Here is a 19568-nt window from a genome sequence, read left to right as displayed (position 1 = left end):
TGCCGCCGCGCCCGCGGTCCGTAGCCAAGAACCTCACGTCACGCCCGATCGGGCGATGCCTACCGACGGCTGCCCGGTTGCGGATCGATGTGTGCGGGCGCGAGCAGGTCGTCGATGCGCTGCTCGTCCAGCCACCCTAAAAGGTGCACGAGCTGTGCCGCGGCGGCCTCGAAGAGTTCCTCCCCGATCTCGGGCGTCGCGTCCGTCTGATCGCCGAAGACACCGCTCTCGGAGTTCTCGATGGCGTCATAGAACGTCCGCGCGCCGTGTCGGTTCAGGTGCTCGGCGTTTTCGACGTCGACGATGCCGCCGTCGCGGGCGGCCTCGAGCTGTTCTTCGTGGACCAACTCGGGTGCGAGGTGCTGGATCATCGCCGTCTCTTTCGGCCCGCCGTGAGGCCCGTTGTGCTCGAATACCTCGTCGACGAGTTCGGGGATCGACTCGTTCCACATCCACTCGATGGCGTACATCGTTCCGTCGTCACGCAGGCGTCGGCCGACCTCACGCAGATGTTGGACGTTGCCGCCGTGTGCGTTGACGTAGACGACACGGTCGATGCCGTGGTACGCGAGATTCCGCGTGAACGACTCGACGTAGTCGCGAAACGCCGGGGGATCGACCCACATCGTGCCGTGGAACTGGCGGTGGTGGGGGCTGACGCCCACGTTCACCGTCGGCGTGCAGAGGTGGCCGGTCCGATCGGCGGCCTCACGGGCGAGTCCCTCCGCGATGAGGTGATCCGTCGCAAGCGGGAGGTGCGGGCCGTGTTGTTCGGTCGAGCCCAGAGGAACGACCGCGACCGATTCCTCGGCGACGTAATCTCCGAGCTCGGGCCACGGCTGGTCTGCGACGTACATACCGAGCGGTAAAGGTGGAGCCTCAAGAAGGTATGCCACCCGGCGAGGGGGCAGATCGACCCCACAGGCTGCGGCCAATAGATCACCGTAGGGTCGGTGTAGTCCGGAGTTATTCGATTGTTGTCGGTTCAGCCGTCGTCACCCCGTCGCTGTCGCCGTCGTCGCCACGGACATCGCGAACCGCCGCGACGCACGCACCGAGTCCCAGGAGCACGACTGCGAACTGGACCAGGCTGCGCACGATCGGAATCGCAGCGAGCACTGTCACGACGACGACGCCGACGAGCAGCGCGACCCACCGGTTCGTGTAATCGGCCAGCGACAGCATCCAACTGCCGAGTGCGACTGCACCGTACACGCTGGCGACCCACAACAGCAGGCCGAAGACGAGGAATCCAGCCAGCGAGAGCGGGATGCCGACGATCGTAATGAGCAGTATCAGCAGAGCGATCGGGGTTGCAATCAGCGCGAGGAGACCGATGCCGAGACTCCGGAGCGTCCGCGTCGTACTCTCGGAGACGACGCGGCGACTGAAAGCGGGAGCGGCGAGCAGGAGGACGCCCCCGAGCAAGAGGTTCGTCAGGGCTCCGTAGAGCGGGCCGACCCAGGCGGGGATCGTCGGAAGCGACGCCCCGCCACCGCCGCCGGAACCGAACACGTCGGGGCCGGCGAGCGAGAGGTTCTCGTCGCGGATGACTTCGCCCGCGACGGTCGCACCGCCCGCGATGGTTGCGGTCGCCGCGTCGTACGTGAGCGACCCGCCGATGGAGGCGTTCGGTCCGACGGCGAACGTCTCCGCGCTGACGGTCGCGTCGCCGTCGACAGTTCCGTCGAGTCGGACGTCGGCCGACCCCGCTTCGAGCGCGCCGCCGATCCGTGCGCCCTCCCGGAGTTCGAAGGCCGCAGAGCCGGCAGTGACGTCGCCCTCGACGACACCTTCGACGATCACGCTGCCTGCGGCCGCGTCCACTGAGCCGGTGACACGGCCGGTGTCCGTCACCAGAACCGAACCGGCTGCGGCCTCGACGTCACCCTCGACCGTCCCGGCGATGATGACGCTTCCCGCAGCCGCTTCAAGCGGTCCCTGCCGCGTTTCCCCGGCGTCGACGCGGACGACACCGCCGAAGGATCCGTCTCCGCCCGGCCCGCCCGGGCTGACCGACTGTGCGCTTGCGAGTGCCGGTACTCCGCCGAGGACGACGAGCGCCGCAAGGAGGACCGTGAGGTATGGATGGAGGTTTGACATTGGTCACACGAGAGGGGACCTCTCAGACGACGCTACAGGGGAACGTGAGTAAAAACTTATCATCCATCCTATTAGTATTCGGCTGCCGACGCTGGCTTCCCGGTCGGCTGCCGGCGCGCTGAACTTTTTGCCACCCCGGTTCGTGCCACCGCTATGGAGTACGCGACACTCGGGAACACTGGCGTGACAGTCTCGAAGATCTGTCTCGGCTGTATGAGTTTCGGCGATGTCGGCTGGCGCGATTGGGTCCTCGACGAGGAGGCGGGAACGGAACTGGTCGAGCGGGCGATCGACCTCGGCGTGAACTTCTTCGACACTGCGAATGTGTACTCGGAGGGCGAGTCAGAGCGCATTCTCGGTGACGCCCTCGCGGAGTACGATCGCGAGGAGTTCGTCGTCGCCTCGAAGGTGTACTTCCAGATGGACGGGGACGACCCCAACTCTGGTGGACTCTCGAAGAAGGCTATCGAGCGGGAACTCGACAACTCGCTCGATCGACTCGGGATGGACGCACTGGACCTCCTCCAGATCCACCGCTGGGACGACGACACCCCGATCGAGCAAACGATGCGCGCGCTGGACGACGCCGTCCGGCGGGAGAAGACCAGATACGTCGGCGCGTCGTCGATGTGGGCCCACCAGTTCGCCGAGGCCCAACAGATCGCCGAGCGCGAGGGACTGACGCCGTTCTCGACGATGCAGAACCACTACAATCTCCTCTATCGGGAGGAAGAACGCGAGATGCTCCCGATCTGCGACAAGCAGGGCGTCGGCGTCATCCCGTGGTCACCGCTGGCTCGCGGGTGGCTGGCGCGCCCCCACGAGGACGCCCGTTCGACGACGCGCGGGGAGACCGACGACCACGCGCACCGGCATCCGTACCTGGAGGGTGGCGGCCGCGAGGTCAACGAGCGCGTGCAAGAACTTGCCGCGGAGAAAGGCGTGAAGATGGCCCAGATCGGCCTCGCGTGGCTGTTCGAGGACGACCGCGTCGACGCCCCGATTGTCGGCACGACGAGCATCGAACACCTCGAAGACGCGGTCGAGGCGCTCTCGGTCGATCTCACGCAGTCAGAGATCGCATACGTAGAAGAGCCGTACGAGCCCGTCCGCGTCTCGGGCCACGAGTGAGACCGTGATGCGGTATGGAGGCGTGAGCGCTTTTGTGTCCGGCGATGGGAGGACGGTTCGGTACGGGAGTGTGAGTATGACCGAGTTCCCGGACGTGTGAGCGACGCGCCGCTACGACGAGCCGTCCGCGACGACCTCACGGTCACCGTTCGGCCTCTCGCTTTCGGTCGCGGTGATCCGAACGACGGCGCGAGCAGCGAGGAGCGCGATGGCTACCTCCGAAAGGCCGACAACGAGGAACGAGATCAGATAGCCCGCGGCCGCCGTGGTCACGCCCCCGAGCAGGAAGCCCGTCAGAAACCCGAGACTCCCGAAGACGTTGAACCCGCCGAGCGCCGCCCCGCGCGTCTCCGGCGTCGCAACGTCAGTGACCAGCGCCATCGTCGCGGGCGAGACGAGTGCGCCCAGCGCACCGACAGCAACCATCCCGACGATAGCGAGCGAAACGGTGGGCGCGATACCGACACCGACGATGCCGAGTCCGTAGCAGATGGAGCCGACGACGACCGGGGCCGCTCGACCGACGCGATCGGAGAGGATGCCAGCCGGATACTGTAACAGCGCGAACGGAATAAAGAAGGCCGCAAGCGCGAGCCCCGCGCCCGCCGCACTCAGTCCGAACGCGTCCCGGAAGTAGAAGACGCCGACAAGCGCAAAGAAGCCGGCGGTCATTCGATCGATGAACCCAAACGCGTACGGAACGCCGAGTTGTGGCCGGCGCCTGAGCCCGCGGAGCGCCTCATCAACGCGGAGACGGTCTGCCCCCGGCAGATCCTCGGAGATCGTCAGAAAGAGCACTGCGACCGCGAGGAGCGTGGCTGCGGCCGCATACAGTGGGTAGATTGGGTCTGCATCGGCTAGTCGGCCACCCACGACCGAGCCGATCGCCGCGCCCAGCCCGATCGCGATCCCGGCCGCACCCATATTCTGGCCGTTACCGCCGGTGAGATCCGCGAGCGCGGTGATCGCGAGCGAGAACGCGCCGATCGTCATCGCACCACCGAGAAGCCGGACGATCAACACGGCATCGAACGAGAGTCCGAGCCCCGGAGCGGCCGCAAGCACGAGATAACTGACCGCTCCGCCGACTGCCCCGGCCGCGGCGAGCGGCGTCCGGCGGCCGAGGGCGTCGCTCGCGGCACCCCAGACGCTCGCGAAAATCACGAAGGCCGCGAACTCCGCCACCAGAAACCACATTCCCGCCCGGATCGCCCTGTCGCCGCCCAGCGCCGAGATGATGTCCTCGACGCCAGGGTACAGGAAGACCTGGGAGATGAGGACGCCCCAGACGGCCACTGCCAGCCGGATCCGGGTTCCACGACGAGTCACAGTCCGCATTGCCGCCCAGAACAGATATTCGCGTCGTTTTTCGAGCCGACAGCAGTTCGACGCGGCGGGGCGATGCGTTCCCGCCGGAGTCGTCTTCGAACGTCACGTGGTTCACCGTGCTATCAGAACCCACTTTGCCGTCTGACTCATCTTTCCGCTATGGCCGATGGACCGGACGAGTGGACGCGACGGGCGACGCTAAAGGCCGCCGTCGCGGCGGGCGGTGCGGCGGCTTTGTCAGCGTGCCTCGATCGATACTCGGAACCGGCGCCTTCGGGGCCTGAGGATCTCTCGTCGCTGCCGGGGAGACAGCACGCGTGGAACGACCGCATTCGGACCGACGAACACGGAAACAGCCTCTTGCCGCGACACCAGTCGCTGCTCTATCTCCGACTCCCCGGCGACGGGCCGCCGGATGCGACCGCTCGACGTGCCGTCGAGGCCGCCCTCCGGACGCTCGACCGCGCCTACGAGCGGAGTCACGAAGGACTGCTGTGCTCGCTGGCGTACTCGCCGCGGTACTTCGACCGCTTCGACGACGACCTCCCGCCGTCAACCGATCTGCCCGAACCCCGCGCGCTCTCGCCGTTCGAGACGCCCACGTTCGACCGACAGGACGCGCTCCTGCATCTCGCATCAGATCGCGCGGACGTCGTTCTCGCGGCCGAGGGGGCGCTTCGGGGGCGCCAGTCGACGGTGAACGGCGTCGACGTCGAAAGCGCCCTGACCGACGCCTTCGAGGTCGCAGACCGCCGGACGGGATTCGTCGGTGCCGGGATGCCGGCCGAGAGACAGGACGGTCTGGAGGGGATCCCGGAGTCGAACCCCGTCCCGGAGAACTCGCCGCTGTTTATGGGGTTCAAAGCGGGGTTCCGAAAGAACCAGGCCACCGAGGAGCATGTCACACTGTCGAGCGGTCCGTTCGCCGGCGCCACGACGAAGCACGTCTCGAACCTCCGGATGCGGCTCGACGACTGGTACGGCGAGCAGTCGTTCGACGAGCGCGTCGCGGAGATGTTCTCTCCTACTCACGCCGCGGAGGATCTGGTCGAGGGCGTCGGCGAGACTCTCGGCGCGAGTAACGGCGTCACGGAGGAGATAATCGAGCGTCTGCCCGAACACGCTCGTGAACACGCCCGCGTGGGACACGCCCAGAAAGCCGCGCGGGGCAATCGGACGGACGACGGGACAGTCCGGACCCTGAGGCGGCATTTCGAGTCGACCGACGACGACGAGGCCAGTCTCCACTTCCCGAGCCTCCAACAGGAGATCTCGACGTTCGAGGAGGTCCGGACCGCGATGAACGGGACCGATCTGACCGAGATTCCGACGATCCGGCAGCGGGCGAACAACGGGATTCTCGAGTACGTGTTCGTGAAACGTCGCGGCAACTTCCTCGTCCCGCCGCGGTCGCTGCGGTCGCTGCCGACGCCTGCGGGTGAGACGCCCGGACTCGACTGATCCGCGCGGAGCGAGCGAAGCAGACGGGTCGACCCGGTTTCTAGAGTTGCTCTTCTATCGCGCTGCGAACCGTGTCTAAGCCGTATCCCTCGAGTAGTTTGCCGTTGACGTAGACGGCCGGCGTTCCAGGGATTTCGCGTTTCACACCTTCCTGGCGGTCAGCCTCCACCACAGGACGGTAGGGCTCCTGACTTGCGGCCCCGGCAACGGTACACCCGTCGATACCGAGGTCAGCAGCGAGGTCGTGGACGATCTGGTAGCCGTTGCTGGAGAGTCCGTCCTGATTCTCGTACACTCCCTTGGCGAACTCGAAGAAGGTCTTCTGGCCGCTGCGGTCCTGCACTGCCCGAGCAGCCGAGGCAGCGAGCCACGACCAGTCACTCACCGGGATCGGGAAGTCGAAGAAGCGATACCGCGCGTCGCCGGCGTCGACGTAGGTGGATTTGATCTCCGGGTACACCTTCTGCGTGAAATCCTGGCAGTGTGGGCAGGTGTAATCCTCAAACACTTCGACGGTGACGGGGGCGTCGCTCGGACCGAGCGACGGTCGGGGCAGAGAGGAGACGGTTTCGAGCGTGCCGACGTCACAGTTGTCCGGAAGCGCGGCGTTTGCAGTCTGTGTGCTTCCACCGCCGTCGCCGCCGAGACAACCCGCAATTGATCCGAGCGCGGTCGCGCCGCCTAGCGCGGCGAGGTACGACCGTCGTGTCGTTCGCATAACTGGACTGAAGATCCGACGATATATAATCGCGTTTGTCCCGGAACGTGGGGCGGAACCAGTCTATTTTTCACCGCTGCGCGCGCTCCTCCGGTATGGAGTTCGACGAAGACGATAGCGTGGTACTGCACGACAAACACAGCGAGTTCGACGGCGAGGTCGGCACCGTCACGCAGGTCGTCGAGACGATGTTCGGCGACGCGACGTACACCATCAGTTTCGAGGAGGGCCAAGAAGTCGGTATCTCGGCCGATCAACTCGAAGAGGCAGACGACGCGGACGACGGAGAGTAACGGGAGTTTTTCACGCCTCGACGCAAAGCGTTCTCGATGCCCCGAATCCCGTTTCACTACGTCGATCTGCGGACCTTCTGCTACGAGACCGAGGATGAAAAGCGCGTAGAGAGCGCGCTGCGGACGTTCCTCCCGGAGGACTTCGAGGTGACCCGCACAAAGAGCGAAGGCCACCACGGCGATCGGATCGTCGTCCTCTCGGCGCGTGTCGAGAATGCCGACGACGTGCGGCACGCCCTCCGCCGTCTCGCGTCGCTTCCGGAGTTCGAGACGTTGCTCTCGGAGTTGGACGACCGCGTCACCGACAACACCGAACTGTTTCTTCGACTCGACAAACAGGCAGCGTTCCGGGGCGAGGTCCGTCGCGGCGACGGCATCACGCTCCGAGCGAAGGTGGAAGCCTATCCGGCCTCAAAGGAGGCCGCCGTCGAGAACGCCCGTGAGGCGCTCGAACGCGCAGAGACGCTCGACGGCGATCCGGAGTAGGTCGATGGGGGCCCCACCTGCGACGGGAGACGCCCCGTTCGGGCCTGACGCCGCTTGTCGATCCACGTAGCAGCCAGTCGTGGCGGTTCCAGTAGGTATATTATCCGACATCAAGAAGCCCACACGATGCCCTCCACCGTGCAAGAGTTCGACCGGCCTTCAGAAGCGACTGCCGTCGCGAAGCAGTACCTCAGACGCGAACGCCCGTTGAGTGCTCTCGTTGCCGCTGTCGTGGTCTCAATATTCCTCGGAACGTTTCTCGCAACCTCGATCGTCCCGGCGCTCGTCGTCGGCGCCGTACTCGTCTTCGTCACCCGGGCACCGATCGTTCAACCACGCGGGTCGGTCCGACTCCGGACTGACGCCAACCCCGAGCGCGTCGTCGAATCGTTCACCGGAGCGACGCCCCCACTGCTCGCCTTCCAGTGGGGGATCGCAGACCGGATCACCGCTGAAGACGGGACGATAACGTACCACGTTTCGTATTTATTCGGCCTGCGATCAGTTCGGATGGCGGTCGAAACGCGGACCGAATCTACGTCCAACGGGACCCATCGAATCGAGTTGTCAGTCACCGCGAACGGCCGACCGTGGTCGACGTACGACGTGACCGTTTCTCGTGAGGATGACCAGACTTTCGTCGCGTACGACTACGGCGGCGACAGGCGATTCGGCGTTCGACGCATTCCACAACGTCTCGTCGCAGCGCGGTACCGGGAAGAGGCCCTCGCTGTGCAGGGATACTCGGTCGTCAATCGTGACGACCAGTTAGGAATTATCGGATAACCAGAGTGGACACACTCAGCGGTGAGTGGTCGTCCAGTACCTTCGGTCGGTATCGCGACGCTGGGTTGGCCTAGTCGTCGACCCACTTGATCGAGCAGCCCTGCGATGGCGTCGGATCGACGGGGATTTCCTCGCCGTCAAGCAGCGCTTCGACCGCCTCGCGCATCTCGTGGCGCTCGGGTTCGGCGTCGGGATTCATCGCGTCGTCGATCCGCGAGTGGAACGCCAGGCGGAACCTGTCGCCGTCGCGTTCGAACAAGAACGGATCAGGCGTGCAGACCGCTCCGTACTCCCGGGCGACCTCCTGGGATTCGTCGCGCAGGTACGCGGTGTACTGCACTTCACCGTTCTCGATCCGTTCGTTCATCCGTTCGAGGGAGTCGTCGGGATACGCCTCGGCGTCGTTCGGATTGATGCCGACGACCGCGAGTTCGCCGTAAGCGTGCGCTAGGTGATTCAGTTCCTCGACCTTCGCCTCAGCGTACGGACAGTGGTTGCAGGTGAAGACCACGAGCAGGGCGTCGTAGTCGGCAAATTCCGACAACGAGTACGTCTTTCCGTCCGCCCCGGGAAGTTCGAAGGCCGGGGCCGTATCGCCTCGTGACAGTTCGGAATCGGATTCGACGAGAACCATACAACATAGACGACCTCACCGCTCAAATGTGTGTTCGTTCCAGTGAACCTCGGGATCGAGCCCGGAGGCCCTCGCCTTGCTCTTCTGTAGACCGACTGCCTGGTCAGCCTCCGTAACTCAGTCCCCCTCGACGCCGACAGTCGTCTGCAGGAGGTCGCTGTCAGCATCGCGGACGATCCACCACGCGAGGCCCAGCGAAACGAGGCCGATCGCCGCCACGAGGCCGAAGGAGACCCCGAGACCGACAGTGTCGATCAGGTAGCCGAACACCGGTGGGGCGACGACGCCGCCGAGTGAGATACCGATCGTTACGAGCGCGAAGTTCTTCCCCAGGTCGGCGCGCGCCGAGAGCCGATCGGCGAGTGTCGAGCGCGCTGGGCGGGAGAAACTGATGCTTCCACTCAAGAGCAACACCAGCGTGAGTCCGGCGAGCGGGAGCGAGAGCGTCGCCAGCAGCGCCGTCAGGACGACGAGCGCCACGTAGCCGGCGATGATAATCGGCCCCGCACCGACGCGGTCCGTGAGCCCGCCACCCGCGAGGATCAGTCCAGCCCCGACCGCGAGCATCGCCGAAGTGACCGCGCTCGCGGTCCCGTCTGCGAGCCCGTATCCTCCGGCGAGCAGGCTGGGCGTGTACGTCCGGATCGTCCAGGCGACGATCGAGGTGAGGAACGCGAGCACGGAGAGTCCCAGGATCCCTCCGGAAGCCGTCAGATCGCCGAATAGCGACCTGCTGCGCCCCGGAACCGATCGCAGCGTCGGACGCTCGTCGGGACGCTCCGCCAGCCCCGGACGGGTGACGTCGTCGTCGACCGCTCGGAAACTGAGGAGGCAATACGCGCCGTAGACCGAGCCGAGGGCGGTAATGGTCCAGATCGCGGCTCGCCACGAGAGTCCGAGGGCAGTCGTCGCCGCCACCACGGCGAACGGGGCGGCGAGTCCGACCGCGCCGCCGAACGCGTGGATGCTGTAGGCTCGACCACGAGTGGCGTCCGTCGAGGCCGATGCTAATAGCGGGTAGTGCGCCGGGTGATGCCCCGCGACGCCGACCCCAACGACGAACTGCGCGGCCAGGAGCCACGCATACGAGGTGGCAGTCGCAGTGAGTATTGCTCCTGTGGTACCGAGAACAAGCGAGATACCGAGGACGAGCGTCCGGCTGTAGGCGTCAGAAAGGTAGCCGAGCGGGAGTTGCAGGAGGAGAATGACCGCGTTCTGGACGCCGATTGCCGCTCCGATAGCGGCGATGCTGACGTCGAATCGTGCGGCGAGGACGCCGACGAGCGGCGCGAGCATCACGATGTACGAGTGGTTTACGAAGTGCGACCCTGTCACGAGCGTAACGACGCGACGGTTCCCTGCATCTGTCACAGGGCGTACTCCTCGCTGCAGTGGAATATACTCGCCGAAAGCGTCTCGGGAACCGTTGAGGCGTCAAACCGTCCCGAGAGCGACGGGGGCAGTCACTACGTCTACGCGTGCTTACCCGCGGTTGCGACGTCGCTCCCGGTCGCCCTGCCGGCGCCAGACCTGCGCGAACGACTCGAAGAAGTCCGCGTCCGTGTCGATGACGACGTGTTCGGCGCGGAGGCGTCGCGCCCGGGCGGCTACCTCGTCGACGTGGGCCGACAGTCGGCTTCGGTACGATTCCGCCGTCGATCCCGCGAAGTACGTCCGCTGGGTGGCTCCGGTTTCGGGGTCCTCGAACACGGCGTCGCCGACGACGTCGGGATCCCGTTCGTCGGGAGCGACGACGTGGAGGAGGAGAACGTCGTTGTCATCGAGAGCAGTGAGGCCGTCCTCGATGGCGTCGGGGTCCTCGAGAAAATCGCTCACGATCACGACGAGCGAGCGCGAGTGAATCGTTCCGGCGTACGCCGCGAGAGCGTCGGCGAAGTCAGTTCGGTCGTCCGGTTCGATGTCGTTCACGCGGTCGAGCAACCGGAGGAGTTCGCCCCGTGTCGACTGTCGGCGGTCGAGTCGCTCGACATCGGTTCCGATAGTCGCAAAGCGGAAGGCGTCGTGGCCCGCAGCGGCGAAGTACGCGAATGCGAGACCGAACCGTGCGCCGAACTCGAACTTGTGCGCGTCGCCGTCGCCGAAGTCCATCGAGGCCGAGGTGTCCAAGAGCACGTGAACCGTGAGATTCCGCTCGGCCTCGTACTGTTTGATGAAGTACTCGTCCGTTCGCGCGAAGACCCGCCAGTCGATGCGGCGGACGTCGTCGCCCGGGGCGTATCGTCGGTAGTCGCTGAAGGTGAGCCCCTCGCCCACGTTCGGCGACTGCTGTTCGCCCTGCTGCGGCGAGTCGGTCTCCCGCGTTAGCGACGCTTCGAGCGCGGCGAGTTCGTCGAGAAACGACGGCTCAATCGGCATCGTCGAGCAACGCCGCGACGACGTCGTCGGCGGTCGTGCCCTCGCGCTCGGCCCGGAAATCGACGATGAGCCGGTGTCTGAGCACCGGATGGGCCATCGCCGCGACGTCGTCCCAGGTGACGTGCGACCGGCCTTCGAGGAAGGCGCGAGCCTTCGCGGCCACGACGAGTCCCATACTGGCCCGCGGACTCGCGCCGAACTCGACGTTTTCGGCAGTCCGGGTCGCCCGCACGAGGTCGATCACCCTGTCGCGAATGTCGTCGGCGATCGGGAGTTCCCGGACCAGTTGCTGTGCGTGCTGGAGTCCATCGCGCGAGAGTACCCGATCGACCGCCGGATCCGGCGAACCCGTGGTGTACCGGTCGACGATCTCGCGCTCCTCGCCGCGACTCGGGTAATCGACGAGGATCTTGAGGAGGAAGCGGTCAGTCTGGGCTTCCGGAAGCGGGTAGGTCCCCTCCTGATCGATGGGATTCTGCGTCGCGAGGACGAAGAAGGGTCGGGGGAGTTCACGCGTCTGCCCCGCCGTCGTGACCTGTTTCTCCTGCATCGCCTCCAGCAGTGCCGCCTGGGTCTTCGGCGTCGCACGGTTGATCTCGTCGGCGAGGACGAGGTTCGCGAACACCGGTCCACGCTCGAAGACGAACTCCCGATCGCCGCCCGCCTCGCGGATGATCTCCGTGCCGGTGATGTCAGCCGGCATCAGGTCGGGCGTGTTCTGGATGCGCGAGAACGAGAGGTTCGTCGCGTCCGCGATGGTCCGCACGAGCGTCGTCTTCCCCAGTCCGGGGTTGCTCTCGATCAGGGCGTTGCCGTCACAGAGCAAGCAGACGAGCAGTTGCTCGACCACGTCGGACTGACCGACGATGCGTTTGCCGACCTCTGTGCGGAGGGCTGTGAGTCTGCGCTGGATTCGGTCGATGTCGTCGTTTGAGCCGTTCATCGGTTCGTATCGCTATTGGGTCGTCGCCGTCGTCTCCTCATCATCGATCTCTCTGATTCGCAGGTTGTACTCGCGGACGAGTTCGGCGTCTTCGATCCGCTGCTCACCCCTGAATCCGGCCTGCTGACTGTCGAACGCACCGCTCCCGCCGCCGACGTCGCCGTAGTTGTCGCCGGCACCGGTCGCGCCTTCGTCGATCACCTCCCCGCTCCCCGTGACACTGATGTTCTGCAGCTCTTCGCCCGCCTGTACGTCCTCGCGGTCGCCGAGCACCTGATCGCCGTCCTGTAGGCCGTCGTCGTCCGGCCGCTCGATATTTCCTGTCTCGCCCGGCCCGAGCAGGCCGCCCAGGTCCGGGTCGACGACGGCGATCTGGACGCTCGCGAGGCTGACGAGGACGACGAGAACGGCAGTGACCGCGACACGGCGCACCGCAACGAGTTCGAACGCCGACGTCTCGCCAAGGCGCTCGATCACGTCGTCGTAGAGCCGCTTGGCCATCGTCCCCTCGTGTCCAGCTTCGACGGCGTCGCGAGCGGTTCGCAGCGCCGCGCGGAGCGCCGGATTCGCAGCCTCGAATCGCTCGACGAGGGACCGCCGCATTCGGAGCAGATACACGCTAGCGAACGCGACGACGCCGAGGATAAGGGCGAGAAGCGAACCCGCGCCGACCGTCGTTGGCGCGGCACGCCCGAGGACCGGCACGCCGCGGAGGAGAGCGACGGCAGCGTCCGGGAGTCGAACCAGGACCCGCAGCGCCTCAGGGTCGAAGAGTATAACGAGGAAGTTCGCCGCGAGCGCGATGAGCGCGGCGTCGACAGCGGCGTGAATGACTGCGGCCTTGCGTACCTCACGGCGGACCTCGTCGAGCGCCGCGCGGATCCGCGCGGTCGAGTCGCCAGACGCCTCCGCCGGCGCTCTTCCCGTCAGTGGGGATTCGTTCGCTGACGCTGCTCCGTCGCTGTCGGGGGCTGGGTCACTCGACATTCTTGCACTCCTCGGGGGCGCTTTCGTTCCCCTCTGGCCACTGCTCACAGACGCTCCGGAGGTCCTCGCGGTAGGAGTCCCGTTCGGACCGAACCCGTTCGAGTTGGCTCTTCAGCGACTCGACCTCCGATTCGAGTTGCGATGCTCGCGATTCGAGCGAACTGATCCGGTCGCGGGCGGTCTGTAGGTCCTCCCGCAACTGTTCGTTCTGTGCGCGGAGTTGGCTGTTCTGTGTCTCGACCGCCGAGACGCTGGACTGATAGAGGACCGTCACCCCGACGGTCCCGGCAGCGAGGACCAGCAGGGCGACGACGAGCATCATATTTGGGCGACGGCCGATGAACGTCACGGGAGGCCTCCGTCCGAAGTTGTCTTTCGGCGACGGACTTGAAGCCGCCGATAGCTCACTTCGGCAGTAAACACGAGCAGTCCGGCGAGAAGGGAGAGCCAGGTCCAGTCAGTCCGAACCGGGCGGACGCCGCGAGCGCGCTTGGCGGCGAACCGTGCAATCTGTGCGCCCTGGCCAGCAGTGAACTCACGGCCGCCCGTCTCCTCGACGAGCGACTCCAGGGCCGGCGCCGGGCCGAATGCGGCGTACTCCTCAGGGTAGTTCGCGGCATATGTCGCGTTCGCGACCCGGAAGTAGCCCGTCTCCCTGGGCGTCAGCGTCGCCCGGTACGTCTCCTCACCGACCCGCCGAAACGAGAGATTCCCGATCTCGGGGCGCGTCTGGCTCCGGTACGTCACTGTCGTCGGGACGCCGACACGGGTGTCCGGCAGACCGACGATTCCCGTCGCCTTTCGCTCGGGATCGCCGATGGCGTAGTTCGTCGTCCGCGTCAGGAGAAGCGAGTCGGGGTCGCGGAGCAGGCCGTCGAGCGTCCCCTCCTCCCCATAAGCGGTGACCGTCGCAACGCGACCCAACCCGTAGCGCCACGTCGCGATTGCCGGTTGCCCGTCGCTCCCGGCGACGAGGAAGTTCGCCCCCGGCCTGACAGAGACGGCATTGAACGCCGCGGGCGACGCTGTCAGCGTGACCCCCGACGTGACGAACGCGTTCCGGTCGAGGACGACGAGTCCGGATCCGCCCGGCGAGCCAGCGCCTCCGAAGAGGATGCCCAGTCGCGTCGTGTCGGTAGCGCGGAAATAACTTCCTTCGCCCGCACCGGCAATCGTCCGCAGCGTCTCTTCGTTGACGCGCTCGCCCGCGCCAACCGTAATGACTCGAATCCCCCGCTCTGAGAGCCGTGATGCGATCTCCGCCGCGCGTTCGGGGTTGTCACCGCCGTCGCTAATCAGGATAATCGTCCCGGTCCGGTCATCGAGTAGTTCGGCAGCGCCGCTGATGCCGCTCGCGATGTCCGTCGCCCCGCCGGCGCGAAGCCGTCGAATCTTGTCCTGCAGCTCGCCACGATTCTGCGAGAGCGGTTCGATCCCGCTCACTCGGTAGGCCTGGTAATTGAACGCGACCAGCCCCACCTCGTTCTCGTCGCCGAGTTGGCCGAGCACCGACAGCGCTGCGGACTTCTGGATCCGCATTCCCTCCTCGGCGCTACCGGAGACGTCGACGGCGAGGACGATGTTCGTCGCCCGCCGCTGGCCCTCGCCGACCGACACCGGCAGCATCGATGCGATCTCTGATCCGCGGTAGTCGCCGCCGGCGAAGGCGTTAAGCCCGCCGACCACCAGCAGGCCCCCGCCGTCGATGACGAACTCCTGAAGCCGGTCGACATTCCCAATCGATCCTGCGGGCGCGTCCTGAACGACGACCGCGTAGTACGGCGAGAGGTTCTCCGGCACCTGTTCCGCAGTCGTGACGTCGTAGAGTTCGCCGAGATACTCACGGAACGGGTAGTCGCCGGGCGAAACGTAGAGAATCTCGGGCCGTTCGACCACACGGACCGTCTTCCGATAGACGTCGTTCGCCACGAAGCGGTCGGTCACGTCGATTTCGGCGGTGATCGTGTGGCTCCCCGTGGACTCGAACGTCTGGTTGAACGGAATCGTCGTCGGCGCGTCGTTGGCCGTGCGTTCGAGGACGGGTTCGCCGTCGACCCGCACGGTGATCGTCGCGGAGGTGTTCGGACCGACACCATCGACGCGGGCGGCAAAGCGGTTCTCAACGCCCAGGCTGGCCTTCTCGGGCCCCTCGACCGTTACGTAGCGCTCTCTCGTCCGCGGCTCCAGCGACACAGTCGACACCGAGGCGTTGACGGATCGCGCGAGGGCGGCCGCTTCTCGAAGCGACTGGCCGCTGGTGACCCGCCCGTCGCTGACAAGCACCACGCGCCCGTTCTCGCGGACGTTCGCGGCGACAGCGTCACCGATCGGGGATGACGCGTTCGCGCCAACCGGAACCCGCCGGACCGAGACGCCCGCGGACTCGATTGATTCGGTGAGGCGATCGGCGACGTTCGGTGTGACCGCCATACTGTCCGAGCGGTCGACCAGCATCGTCACGCGCGGATCGCCGGCCGTCTCCCGCGACTGGGCGGTGTACGGCCCAGCCGCGGAGACGACGACGAGCGCGATGACGGCAACTCGCGCAAGCAGAAGCCAGCGCCGGGAGGTCGCTGACGCAGCGCCCGAGGTCGCCCGGTAGATCAGCGCCCACACTGCCGCTGTGCAGAGAGGGAGCGCCAAGAGGAACAGCGGGCGGGCGAGACCGATCGACAGCCCCTGCGTGAGTTCGATGCTCACCATCAGAGATCACCTCGCCGTCGGAGGAAGGCGATCTCTCCGATTGCGACCGCGATGAGGCCCAGCGCGAGATACTCCGTCAGCGGGTCCGGAGCCGTCCGCTCCTCGGTTCGCGAGGTAGGACCACCGCCCGCTGTCTGCTCGACCGACGCCGCCGCGACGTCGGACTCGCTCGGGCTGAGTAGCGACGCGCTGTACCGGGTATCTTCGGTCGCGTAGAACCCCGCCTGGCGGGTCACGACGCTCGATGCGGTCACCTCCCCGGTCGGCGTCCGGACTGTCGTCTCATTCTGGAACCGGAGCCGCTCGCCGGTCTCGCGGTTCAGTTCCGCCAGCGATTCGCGGCCCGCGAGTTCGTAGGCGGCCCGCTTCCAGAAGATCGGGTACTCGTAGTCGTATTTGAACGACGACGCAGACTCCAGATAGCCGTAGTAGAGGACCTGGCCGCCGTCGCGCGAATCGGTGGCCACGATCGGCGTCCCGTCGGTCGTCGTCAGGAGCGCTTGCCCCGTACGGAGGTCACCGCGGACGTATCGCTCCGGCGGCGGGAAAGTAAACTCGCGCGTGAGGTCGGCATCTGCCGGTGTCCCGAGCGTCGGGTTCGACCCCATCGTCGTCGAGTCCACAAGCAGGAGATCGCCGTAGTCTTCGACCGGCATCGACGAGAGCGACTGGGCCTGAATCCCGACCCCGCCGCCCGCCGACAGCGCATCGCGGCCGGCCGTGATGTGTTCTTCGCCGAGGGCGTCGGCGTCGACGTTGCTGTAGAGCACCACGTCGTACGCCTCACCGGGCGGACTCGGGACCGTGTCCGGCGGCCTGACGGTGGTCACGTCTACGGCCTCGACAACGGACAGCGCGGCGGTGAGATAGCGGTTCTCGTCGTTCGTGACGAGCAGGGCATTTACGCTCGCGTCCGCCGGTGCAGCCACGTAGGCGCGGTCGTCTGCCGGGAACGAATCACCCGGTGAGAGACGGAGTTCGCCGCCGCCTTCGGGAACCGGGAGCGTGACGCTCCGGATGTCGCCGGAGTCAAGCGAGACTGTTGCGGTCTCGTCGCCGAGTGAGACCTCGCGGTCGACGGATTCGGAGCCGAAGTTCTGGACCGAGACCGTGACTTCGCTTCCGGAGAACCGCTGATCCACGACGCCGACGTTGCCCGCGCCGCCGCTGGCGAACTGCCGAAGATCGACCGTCAGTCCGCGGGCGCGGGCCGCCCGGATGGCCGGTTGCCAGTTGTCGTCGCCGGCAAAGTCGCTGAGCACGACGATTCTGGCGCTCTCACCGGCGATGCTCGTCGCTCGCGAGACCGCCGCGCGCAGATTTCCGGGGGCGGCCGTCGCTTGGAGCGACGACAGCACCGTCTCGGCGTCCGAAGCGGTCCCTCCCCGGAGCGCGATTCTCGCGCTTCCGTCGGCGACGACGATGGAGGTAGTTGGGGTGACGGCGTCGCGGGCAGCCGCGACTGCCTGATCGAACCGCGTGCCGTCGGTGGTCTCGACGGTCATACTTGCGCTGGCGTCGACGACCAGCACCGTCTCCTCGACGGTTTCGGACTGGGGCGCGACGACGTACGGCGTCGCGAGCGCAAGCGCGAACAGGAGGATCGCCAGCAACTGGAGCGCCAAAAGTGCGTTGCGCTTGAGTCGTTCGAGCAGCGGCGCCGACGAAGAGGTCCCCGAAGAGTCCGATAAAAACCGGACCGTCGGGAGCGTCACCCGTCGTGGGTCCGGGCGGATCAGATACAGGACAATCACGGGGACGGCCGCCAGCAGAGCGGCCAGACCGAGCGGAGAGAGGAAAACGTCAGAGAGAGCCATCGTGATGGTGGCGTACCCCAGGGATATTGGGCCTTTCCCACTGCCGTCGATCGACGGCGTATCACCACCGGCGCGTGCAGTTCGACGGCCGGAGAGCAAATCATTTCAACAGGGGTCCCTTCGCCTCACATATGGAAGCGAAGCGGGAACTGCTCGACCTGTTGCTGAGCAACGCTCGACAGAGCACTGAGGACATCGCGCGGCAACTCGGTGTCGATGCAGCAACGGTCGAGGAGCTGGTCGACGAACTGGAGACCGATGGGGCGATCCGCGGGTACCAGGCCGTCGTCGACTGGGACAGCGTGGACGAGAGACACGTTCGTGCGGAAGTCGAATTGAACGTCGAACTCGACCGCGAGACCGGCTACGAGGACATCGCTCAGCGGATCGCGAAGTTTTCACAGGTCGCATCGCTGCGACTCATCTCGGGCGACTACGATTTCGCCGTCGACGTCGAGGGCGACTCGATGCACGACGTCTCGAACTTCGTCTCCGAACAGATTGCGCCGATTCCCGAAGTCACCCAGACGGTGACGCACTTCGTGATGCGGACCTACAAGGAGCGCGGCGTCTACTTCGGTGACGGCGACGACGACGACAGACTGGCCGTCTCACCATGAGCGAGGAGCTCACGAGTCCGCTCTCAAAGCGAGCGAGACAGACGCCGCCGTCGGGCATTCGACGGTTCTTCGAACTCGCCGAGGAGATGGACGACCTCGTCTCGCTCGGTGTCGGCGAACCCGACTTCTCGGCCCCGTGGGCCGCCCGAACGGCCGCCATCGACTCCCTTGAGAGAGGGCGGACCTCGTACACCGCGAACCGCGGCCGTCGGGACCTCAGAGAACAGATCGCTGAACACGTCACCCGATACGACCTCGAATACGACTCCGACGAGGAGGTCATCGTCACGACGGGCGCGTCGGAGGGAGTCGATCTCGCAATGCGCGCACTCGTCGACCCCGGAGACGTGGTTGCGGTCCCGGAGCCGACGTACATCTCCTACAGTCCGACGGTGACGTTCGCCGGCGGCGACCCGCTCCCCGTGGAGACCCGCGCTGAGAACGACTTCGTGCTCACCTACGAGGACCTCGAACGCGCCGGGGCCGCCGAGGCATCGGCGCTGGTCCTCTGCTACCCGAACAATCCGACGGGTGCGGTGATGACCCGCGACGAACTTGCCGAGGTCGCCGAGTTCGCCCGTGAACACGACATCTTCGTCCTCTCGGACGAGATCTACGCGTCGCTCCGATACGATGACGACCACGTCTCGATTGCGACGCTTCCGGGGATGCGCGAGCGGACGGTCATTTTCAACGGGTTCTCGAAGGCCTACGCGATGACGGGACTGCGCCTCGGGTACGCGCTCGGGCCGCCGACGGTCATCGACGGGATGAACCGCATCCACCAGTATACGATGCTGTCGTCACCGACCACGGCGCAGTTCGCAGCCATCGAAGCGCTCGAATCTTGCGACGACGCCGTCGCAGAGATGCGACAGGCGTTCAATCGGCGGCGGCAGTTCGTCATCTCACGGTTCAACGAACTCGGGATGGACTGCTTCGAGGCGAAGGGCGCGTTCTACGTGTTCCCGCAGTGTCCCCCCGGTTGGGAGAACGACGAGGAGTTCGCTGAGGCACTGATCCGGGAGGAGCGCGTTGCGCTCGTTCCGGGCCGGGTCTTCGGTTCCGGCGGCGAAGGACACCTTCGCGTCTCGTACGCCTCCGGGATGCGCGATCTGAAGACGGCACTCGGCCGGATCGAGTCGTTCGTCGGCTCTTCCTGACGGGGACGTTTCAGTTCA

At 66.0% G+C, this 19568-nt stretch carries 19 protein-coding genes; 7 read left to right on the top strand and 12 right to left on the bottom strand.

Annotated features, from left to right (window positions below):
* Window positions 1-59: 59 nt before the first annotated feature.
* The gene (locus ABEI27_RS07550) at window positions 60-857 is read right to left on the bottom strand and encodes a creatininase family protein (protein WP_375798799.1); all 798 of its coding nucleotides are present in this window, start codon (window positions 855-857) and stop codon (window positions 60-62) included.
* 109 nt (window positions 858-966) lie between these two features.
* Entirely contained in the window at window positions 967-2103 is a 1137-nt protein-coding gene (locus ABEI27_RS07545; RefSeq protein WP_375798798.1) for a polymer-forming cytoskeletal protein, read from the bottom strand.
* 153 nt (window positions 2104-2256) lie between these two features.
* Here ABEI27_RS07545 and ABEI27_RS07540 point away from each other — a divergent pair, with 153 nt between their 5' ends.
* Window positions 2257-3234 carry an aldo/keto reductase gene (locus tag ABEI27_RS07540; protein WP_375798797.1) on the top strand — a complete coding sequence of 326 codons (978 nt, stop codon included), beginning with the start codon at window positions 2257-2259 and terminating at the stop codon, window positions 3232-3234.
* Between the two features lie 111 nt (window positions 3235-3345).
* Here the strand turns inward: ABEI27_RS07540 and ABEI27_RS07535 are convergent, their stop codons facing one another.
* Window positions 3346-4572 carry an MFS transporter gene (locus tag ABEI27_RS07535; protein WP_375798796.1) on the bottom strand — a complete coding sequence of 409 codons (1227 nt, stop codon included), beginning with the start codon at window positions 4570-4572 and terminating at the stop codon, window positions 3346-3348.
* Between the two features lie 150 nt (window positions 4573-4722).
* On the opposite strand from ABEI27_RS07535, the gene ABEI27_RS07530 reads away from it, so the two are divergent.
* Window positions 4723-6024, top strand: coding sequence for a Tat pathway signal protein (locus tag ABEI27_RS07530; protein ID WP_375798795.1), 1302 nt, complete (start codon window positions 4723-4725; stop codon window positions 6022-6024).
* A 40-nt stretch (window positions 6025-6064) separates the two neighbouring features.
* Here the strand turns inward: ABEI27_RS07530 and ABEI27_RS07525 are convergent, their stop codons facing one another.
* The gene (locus ABEI27_RS07525) at window positions 6065-6742 is read right to left on the bottom strand and encodes a DsbA family protein (protein ID WP_375798794.1); all 678 of its coding nucleotides are present in this window, start codon (window positions 6740-6742) and stop codon (window positions 6065-6067) included.
* A gap of 95 nt (window positions 6743-6837) precedes the next feature.
* Here ABEI27_RS07525 and ABEI27_RS07520 point away from each other — a divergent pair, with 95 nt between their 5' ends.
* The 3 genes from ABEI27_RS07520 to ABEI27_RS07510 all read left to right on the top strand — a co-directional run bounded on the left by ABEI27_RS07520 (window position 6838) and on the right by ABEI27_RS07510 (window position 8307).
* Entirely contained in the window at window positions 6838-7035 is a 198-nt protein-coding gene (locus tag ABEI27_RS07520; protein ID WP_375798793.1) for a DUF1918 domain-containing protein, read from the top strand.
* Between the two features lie 36 nt (window positions 7036-7071).
* Window positions 7072-7521 (top strand): RNA-binding protein, encoded by a 450-nt coding sequence (locus ABEI27_RS07515; protein WP_375798792.1) that lies wholly within the window; start codon window positions 7072-7074, stop codon window positions 7519-7521.
* 126 nt (window positions 7522-7647) lie between these two features.
* A complete protein-coding gene (locus tag ABEI27_RS07510) occupies window positions 7648-8307 on the top strand; it encodes a hypothetical protein (protein WP_375798791.1) in 660 nt (219 codons plus the stop codon).
* A gap of 70 nt (window positions 8308-8377) precedes the next feature.
* Here ABEI27_RS07510 and ABEI27_RS07505 read toward each other — a convergent pair whose 3' ends face one another.
* The 8 genes from ABEI27_RS07505 to ABEI27_RS07470 all read right to left on the bottom strand — a co-directional run bounded on the left by ABEI27_RS07505 (window position 8378) and on the right by ABEI27_RS07470 (window position 17767).
* A complete protein-coding gene (locus ABEI27_RS07505; protein WP_375798790.1) occupies window positions 8378-8941 on the bottom strand; it encodes a thioredoxin family protein in 564 nt (187 codons plus the stop codon).
* 117 nt (window positions 8942-9058) lie between these two features.
* Entirely contained in the window at window positions 9059-10312 is a 1254-nt protein-coding gene (locus ABEI27_RS07500; RefSeq protein WP_375798789.1) for an MFS transporter, read from the bottom strand.
* A gap of 111 nt (window positions 10313-10423) precedes the next feature.
* A complete protein-coding gene (locus ABEI27_RS07495) occupies window positions 10424-11317 on the bottom strand; it encodes a DUF58 domain-containing protein (RefSeq protein WP_375798788.1) in 894 nt (297 codons plus the stop codon).
* The gene (locus ABEI27_RS07490) at window positions 11307-12260 is read right to left on the bottom strand and encodes an AAA family ATPase (RefSeq protein ID WP_375798787.1); all 954 of its coding nucleotides are present in this window, start codon (window positions 12258-12260) and stop codon (window positions 11307-11309) included. Before ABEI27_RS07490 ends, ABEI27_RS07495 begins: the two co-directional genes overlap by 11 nt.
* A 12-nt stretch (window positions 12261-12272) precedes the next feature.
* Window positions 12273-13247, bottom strand: coding sequence for a hypothetical protein (locus ABEI27_RS07485; protein ID WP_375798786.1), 975 nt, complete (start codon window positions 13245-13247; stop codon window positions 12273-12275).
* Window positions 13237-13569, bottom strand: coding sequence for a hypothetical protein (locus ABEI27_RS07480; protein WP_375798785.1), 333 nt, complete (start codon window positions 13567-13569; stop codon window positions 13237-13239). The genes ABEI27_RS07485 and ABEI27_RS07480 overlap by 11 nt, the downstream gene beginning before the upstream one ends.
* A gap of 23 nt (window positions 13570-13592) precedes the next feature.
* Entirely contained in the window at window positions 13593-15950 is a 2358-nt protein-coding gene (locus ABEI27_RS07475) for a VWA domain-containing protein (protein WP_375798784.1), read from the bottom strand.
* Window positions 15950-17767 carry a BatA domain-containing protein gene (locus ABEI27_RS07470; protein ID WP_375798783.1) on the bottom strand — a complete coding sequence of 606 codons (1818 nt, stop codon included), beginning with the start codon at window positions 17765-17767 and terminating at the stop codon, window positions 15950-15952. The genes ABEI27_RS07475 and ABEI27_RS07470 overlap by 1 nt, the downstream gene beginning before the upstream one ends.
* Before the next feature lie 131 nt (window positions 17768-17898).
* Here ABEI27_RS07470 and ABEI27_RS07465 point away from each other — a divergent pair, with 131 nt between their 5' ends.
* Entirely contained in the window at window positions 17899-18387 is a 489-nt protein-coding gene (locus tag ABEI27_RS07465) for an Lrp/AsnC family transcriptional regulator (RefSeq protein ID WP_375798782.1), read from the top strand.
* The gene (locus ABEI27_RS07460; protein ID WP_375798781.1) at window positions 18384-19550 is read left to right on the top strand and encodes a pyridoxal phosphate-dependent aminotransferase; all 1167 of its coding nucleotides are present in this window, start codon (window positions 18384-18386) and stop codon (window positions 19548-19550) included. The genes ABEI27_RS07465 and ABEI27_RS07460 overlap by 4 nt, the downstream gene beginning before the upstream one ends.
* Window positions 19551-19568 lie beyond the last annotated feature (18 nt).

The organism is Halobellus sp. (genome assembly GCF_042218505.1).
Taxonomy (GTDB): domain Archaea; phylum Halobacteriota; class Halobacteria; order Halobacteriales; family Haloferacaceae; genus Haloquadratum.
Note: the sequence above shows the minus strand (reverse complement) of the source record. Positions and strands in the feature narration are given on the sequence as shown.

Coding starts and splice junctions, on each gene's coding strand:
- ABEI27_RS07550 (WP_375798799.1), bottom strand. CDS start 857: ATGTACGTCGCAGACCAGCCGTGGCCCGAGCTCGGAGATTACGTCGCC.
- ABEI27_RS07545 (WP_375798798.1), bottom strand. CDS start 2,103: ATGTCAAACCTCCATCCATACCTCACGGTCCTCCTTGCGGCGCTCGTC.
- ABEI27_RS07540 (WP_375798797.1), top strand. CDS start 2,257: ATGGAGTACGCGACACTCGGGAACACTGGCGTGACAGTCTCGAAGATC.
- ABEI27_RS07535 (WP_375798796.1), bottom strand. CDS start 4,572: ATGCGGACTGTGACTCGTCGTGGAACCCGGATCCGGCTGGCAGTGGCC.
- ABEI27_RS07530 (WP_375798795.1), top strand. CDS start 4,723: ATGGCCGATGGACCGGACGAGTGGACGCGACGGGCGACGCTAAAGGCC.
- ABEI27_RS07525 (WP_375798794.1), bottom strand. CDS start 6,742: ATGCGAACGACACGACGGTCGTACCTCGCCGCGCTAGGCGGCGCGACC.
- ABEI27_RS07520 (WP_375798793.1), top strand. CDS start 6,838: ATGGAGTTCGACGAAGACGATAGCGTGGTACTGCACGACAAACACAGC.
- ABEI27_RS07515 (WP_375798792.1), top strand. CDS start 7,072: ATGCCCCGAATCCCGTTTCACTACGTCGATCTGCGGACCTTCTGCTAC.
- ABEI27_RS07510 (WP_375798791.1), top strand. CDS start 7,648: ATGCCCTCCACCGTGCAAGAGTTCGACCGGCCTTCAGAAGCGACTGCC.
- ABEI27_RS07505 (WP_375798790.1), bottom strand. CDS start 8,941: ATGGTTCTCGTCGAATCCGATTCCGAACTGTCACGAGGCGATACGGCC.
- ABEI27_RS07495 (WP_375798788.1), bottom strand. CDS start 11,317: ATGCCGATTGAGCCGTCGTTTCTCGACGAACTCGCCGCGCTCGAAGCG.
- ABEI27_RS07490 (WP_375798787.1), bottom strand. CDS start 12,260: ATGAACGGCTCAAACGACGACATCGACCGAATCCAGCGCAGACTCACA.
- ABEI27_RS07485 (WP_375798786.1), bottom strand. CDS start 13,247: ATGTCGAGTGACCCAGCCCCCGACAGCGACGGAGCAGCGTCAGCGAAC.
- ABEI27_RS07480 (WP_375798785.1), bottom strand. CDS start 13,569: ATGATGCTCGTCGTCGCCCTGCTGGTCCTCGCTGCCGGGACCGTCGGG.
- ABEI27_RS07475 (WP_375798784.1), bottom strand. CDS start 15,950: ATGGTGAGCATCGAACTCACGCAGGGGCTGTCGATCGGTCTCGCCCGC.
- ABEI27_RS07470 (WP_375798783.1), bottom strand. CDS start 17,767: ATGGCTCTCTCTGACGTTTTCCTCTCTCCGCTCGGTCTGGCCGCTCTG.
- ABEI27_RS07465 (WP_375798782.1), top strand. CDS start 17,899: ATGGAAGCGAAGCGGGAACTGCTCGACCTGTTGCTGAGCAACGCTCGA.
- ABEI27_RS07460 (WP_375798781.1), top strand. CDS start 18,384: ATGAGCGAGGAGCTCACGAGTCCGCTCTCAAAGCGAGCGAGACAGACG.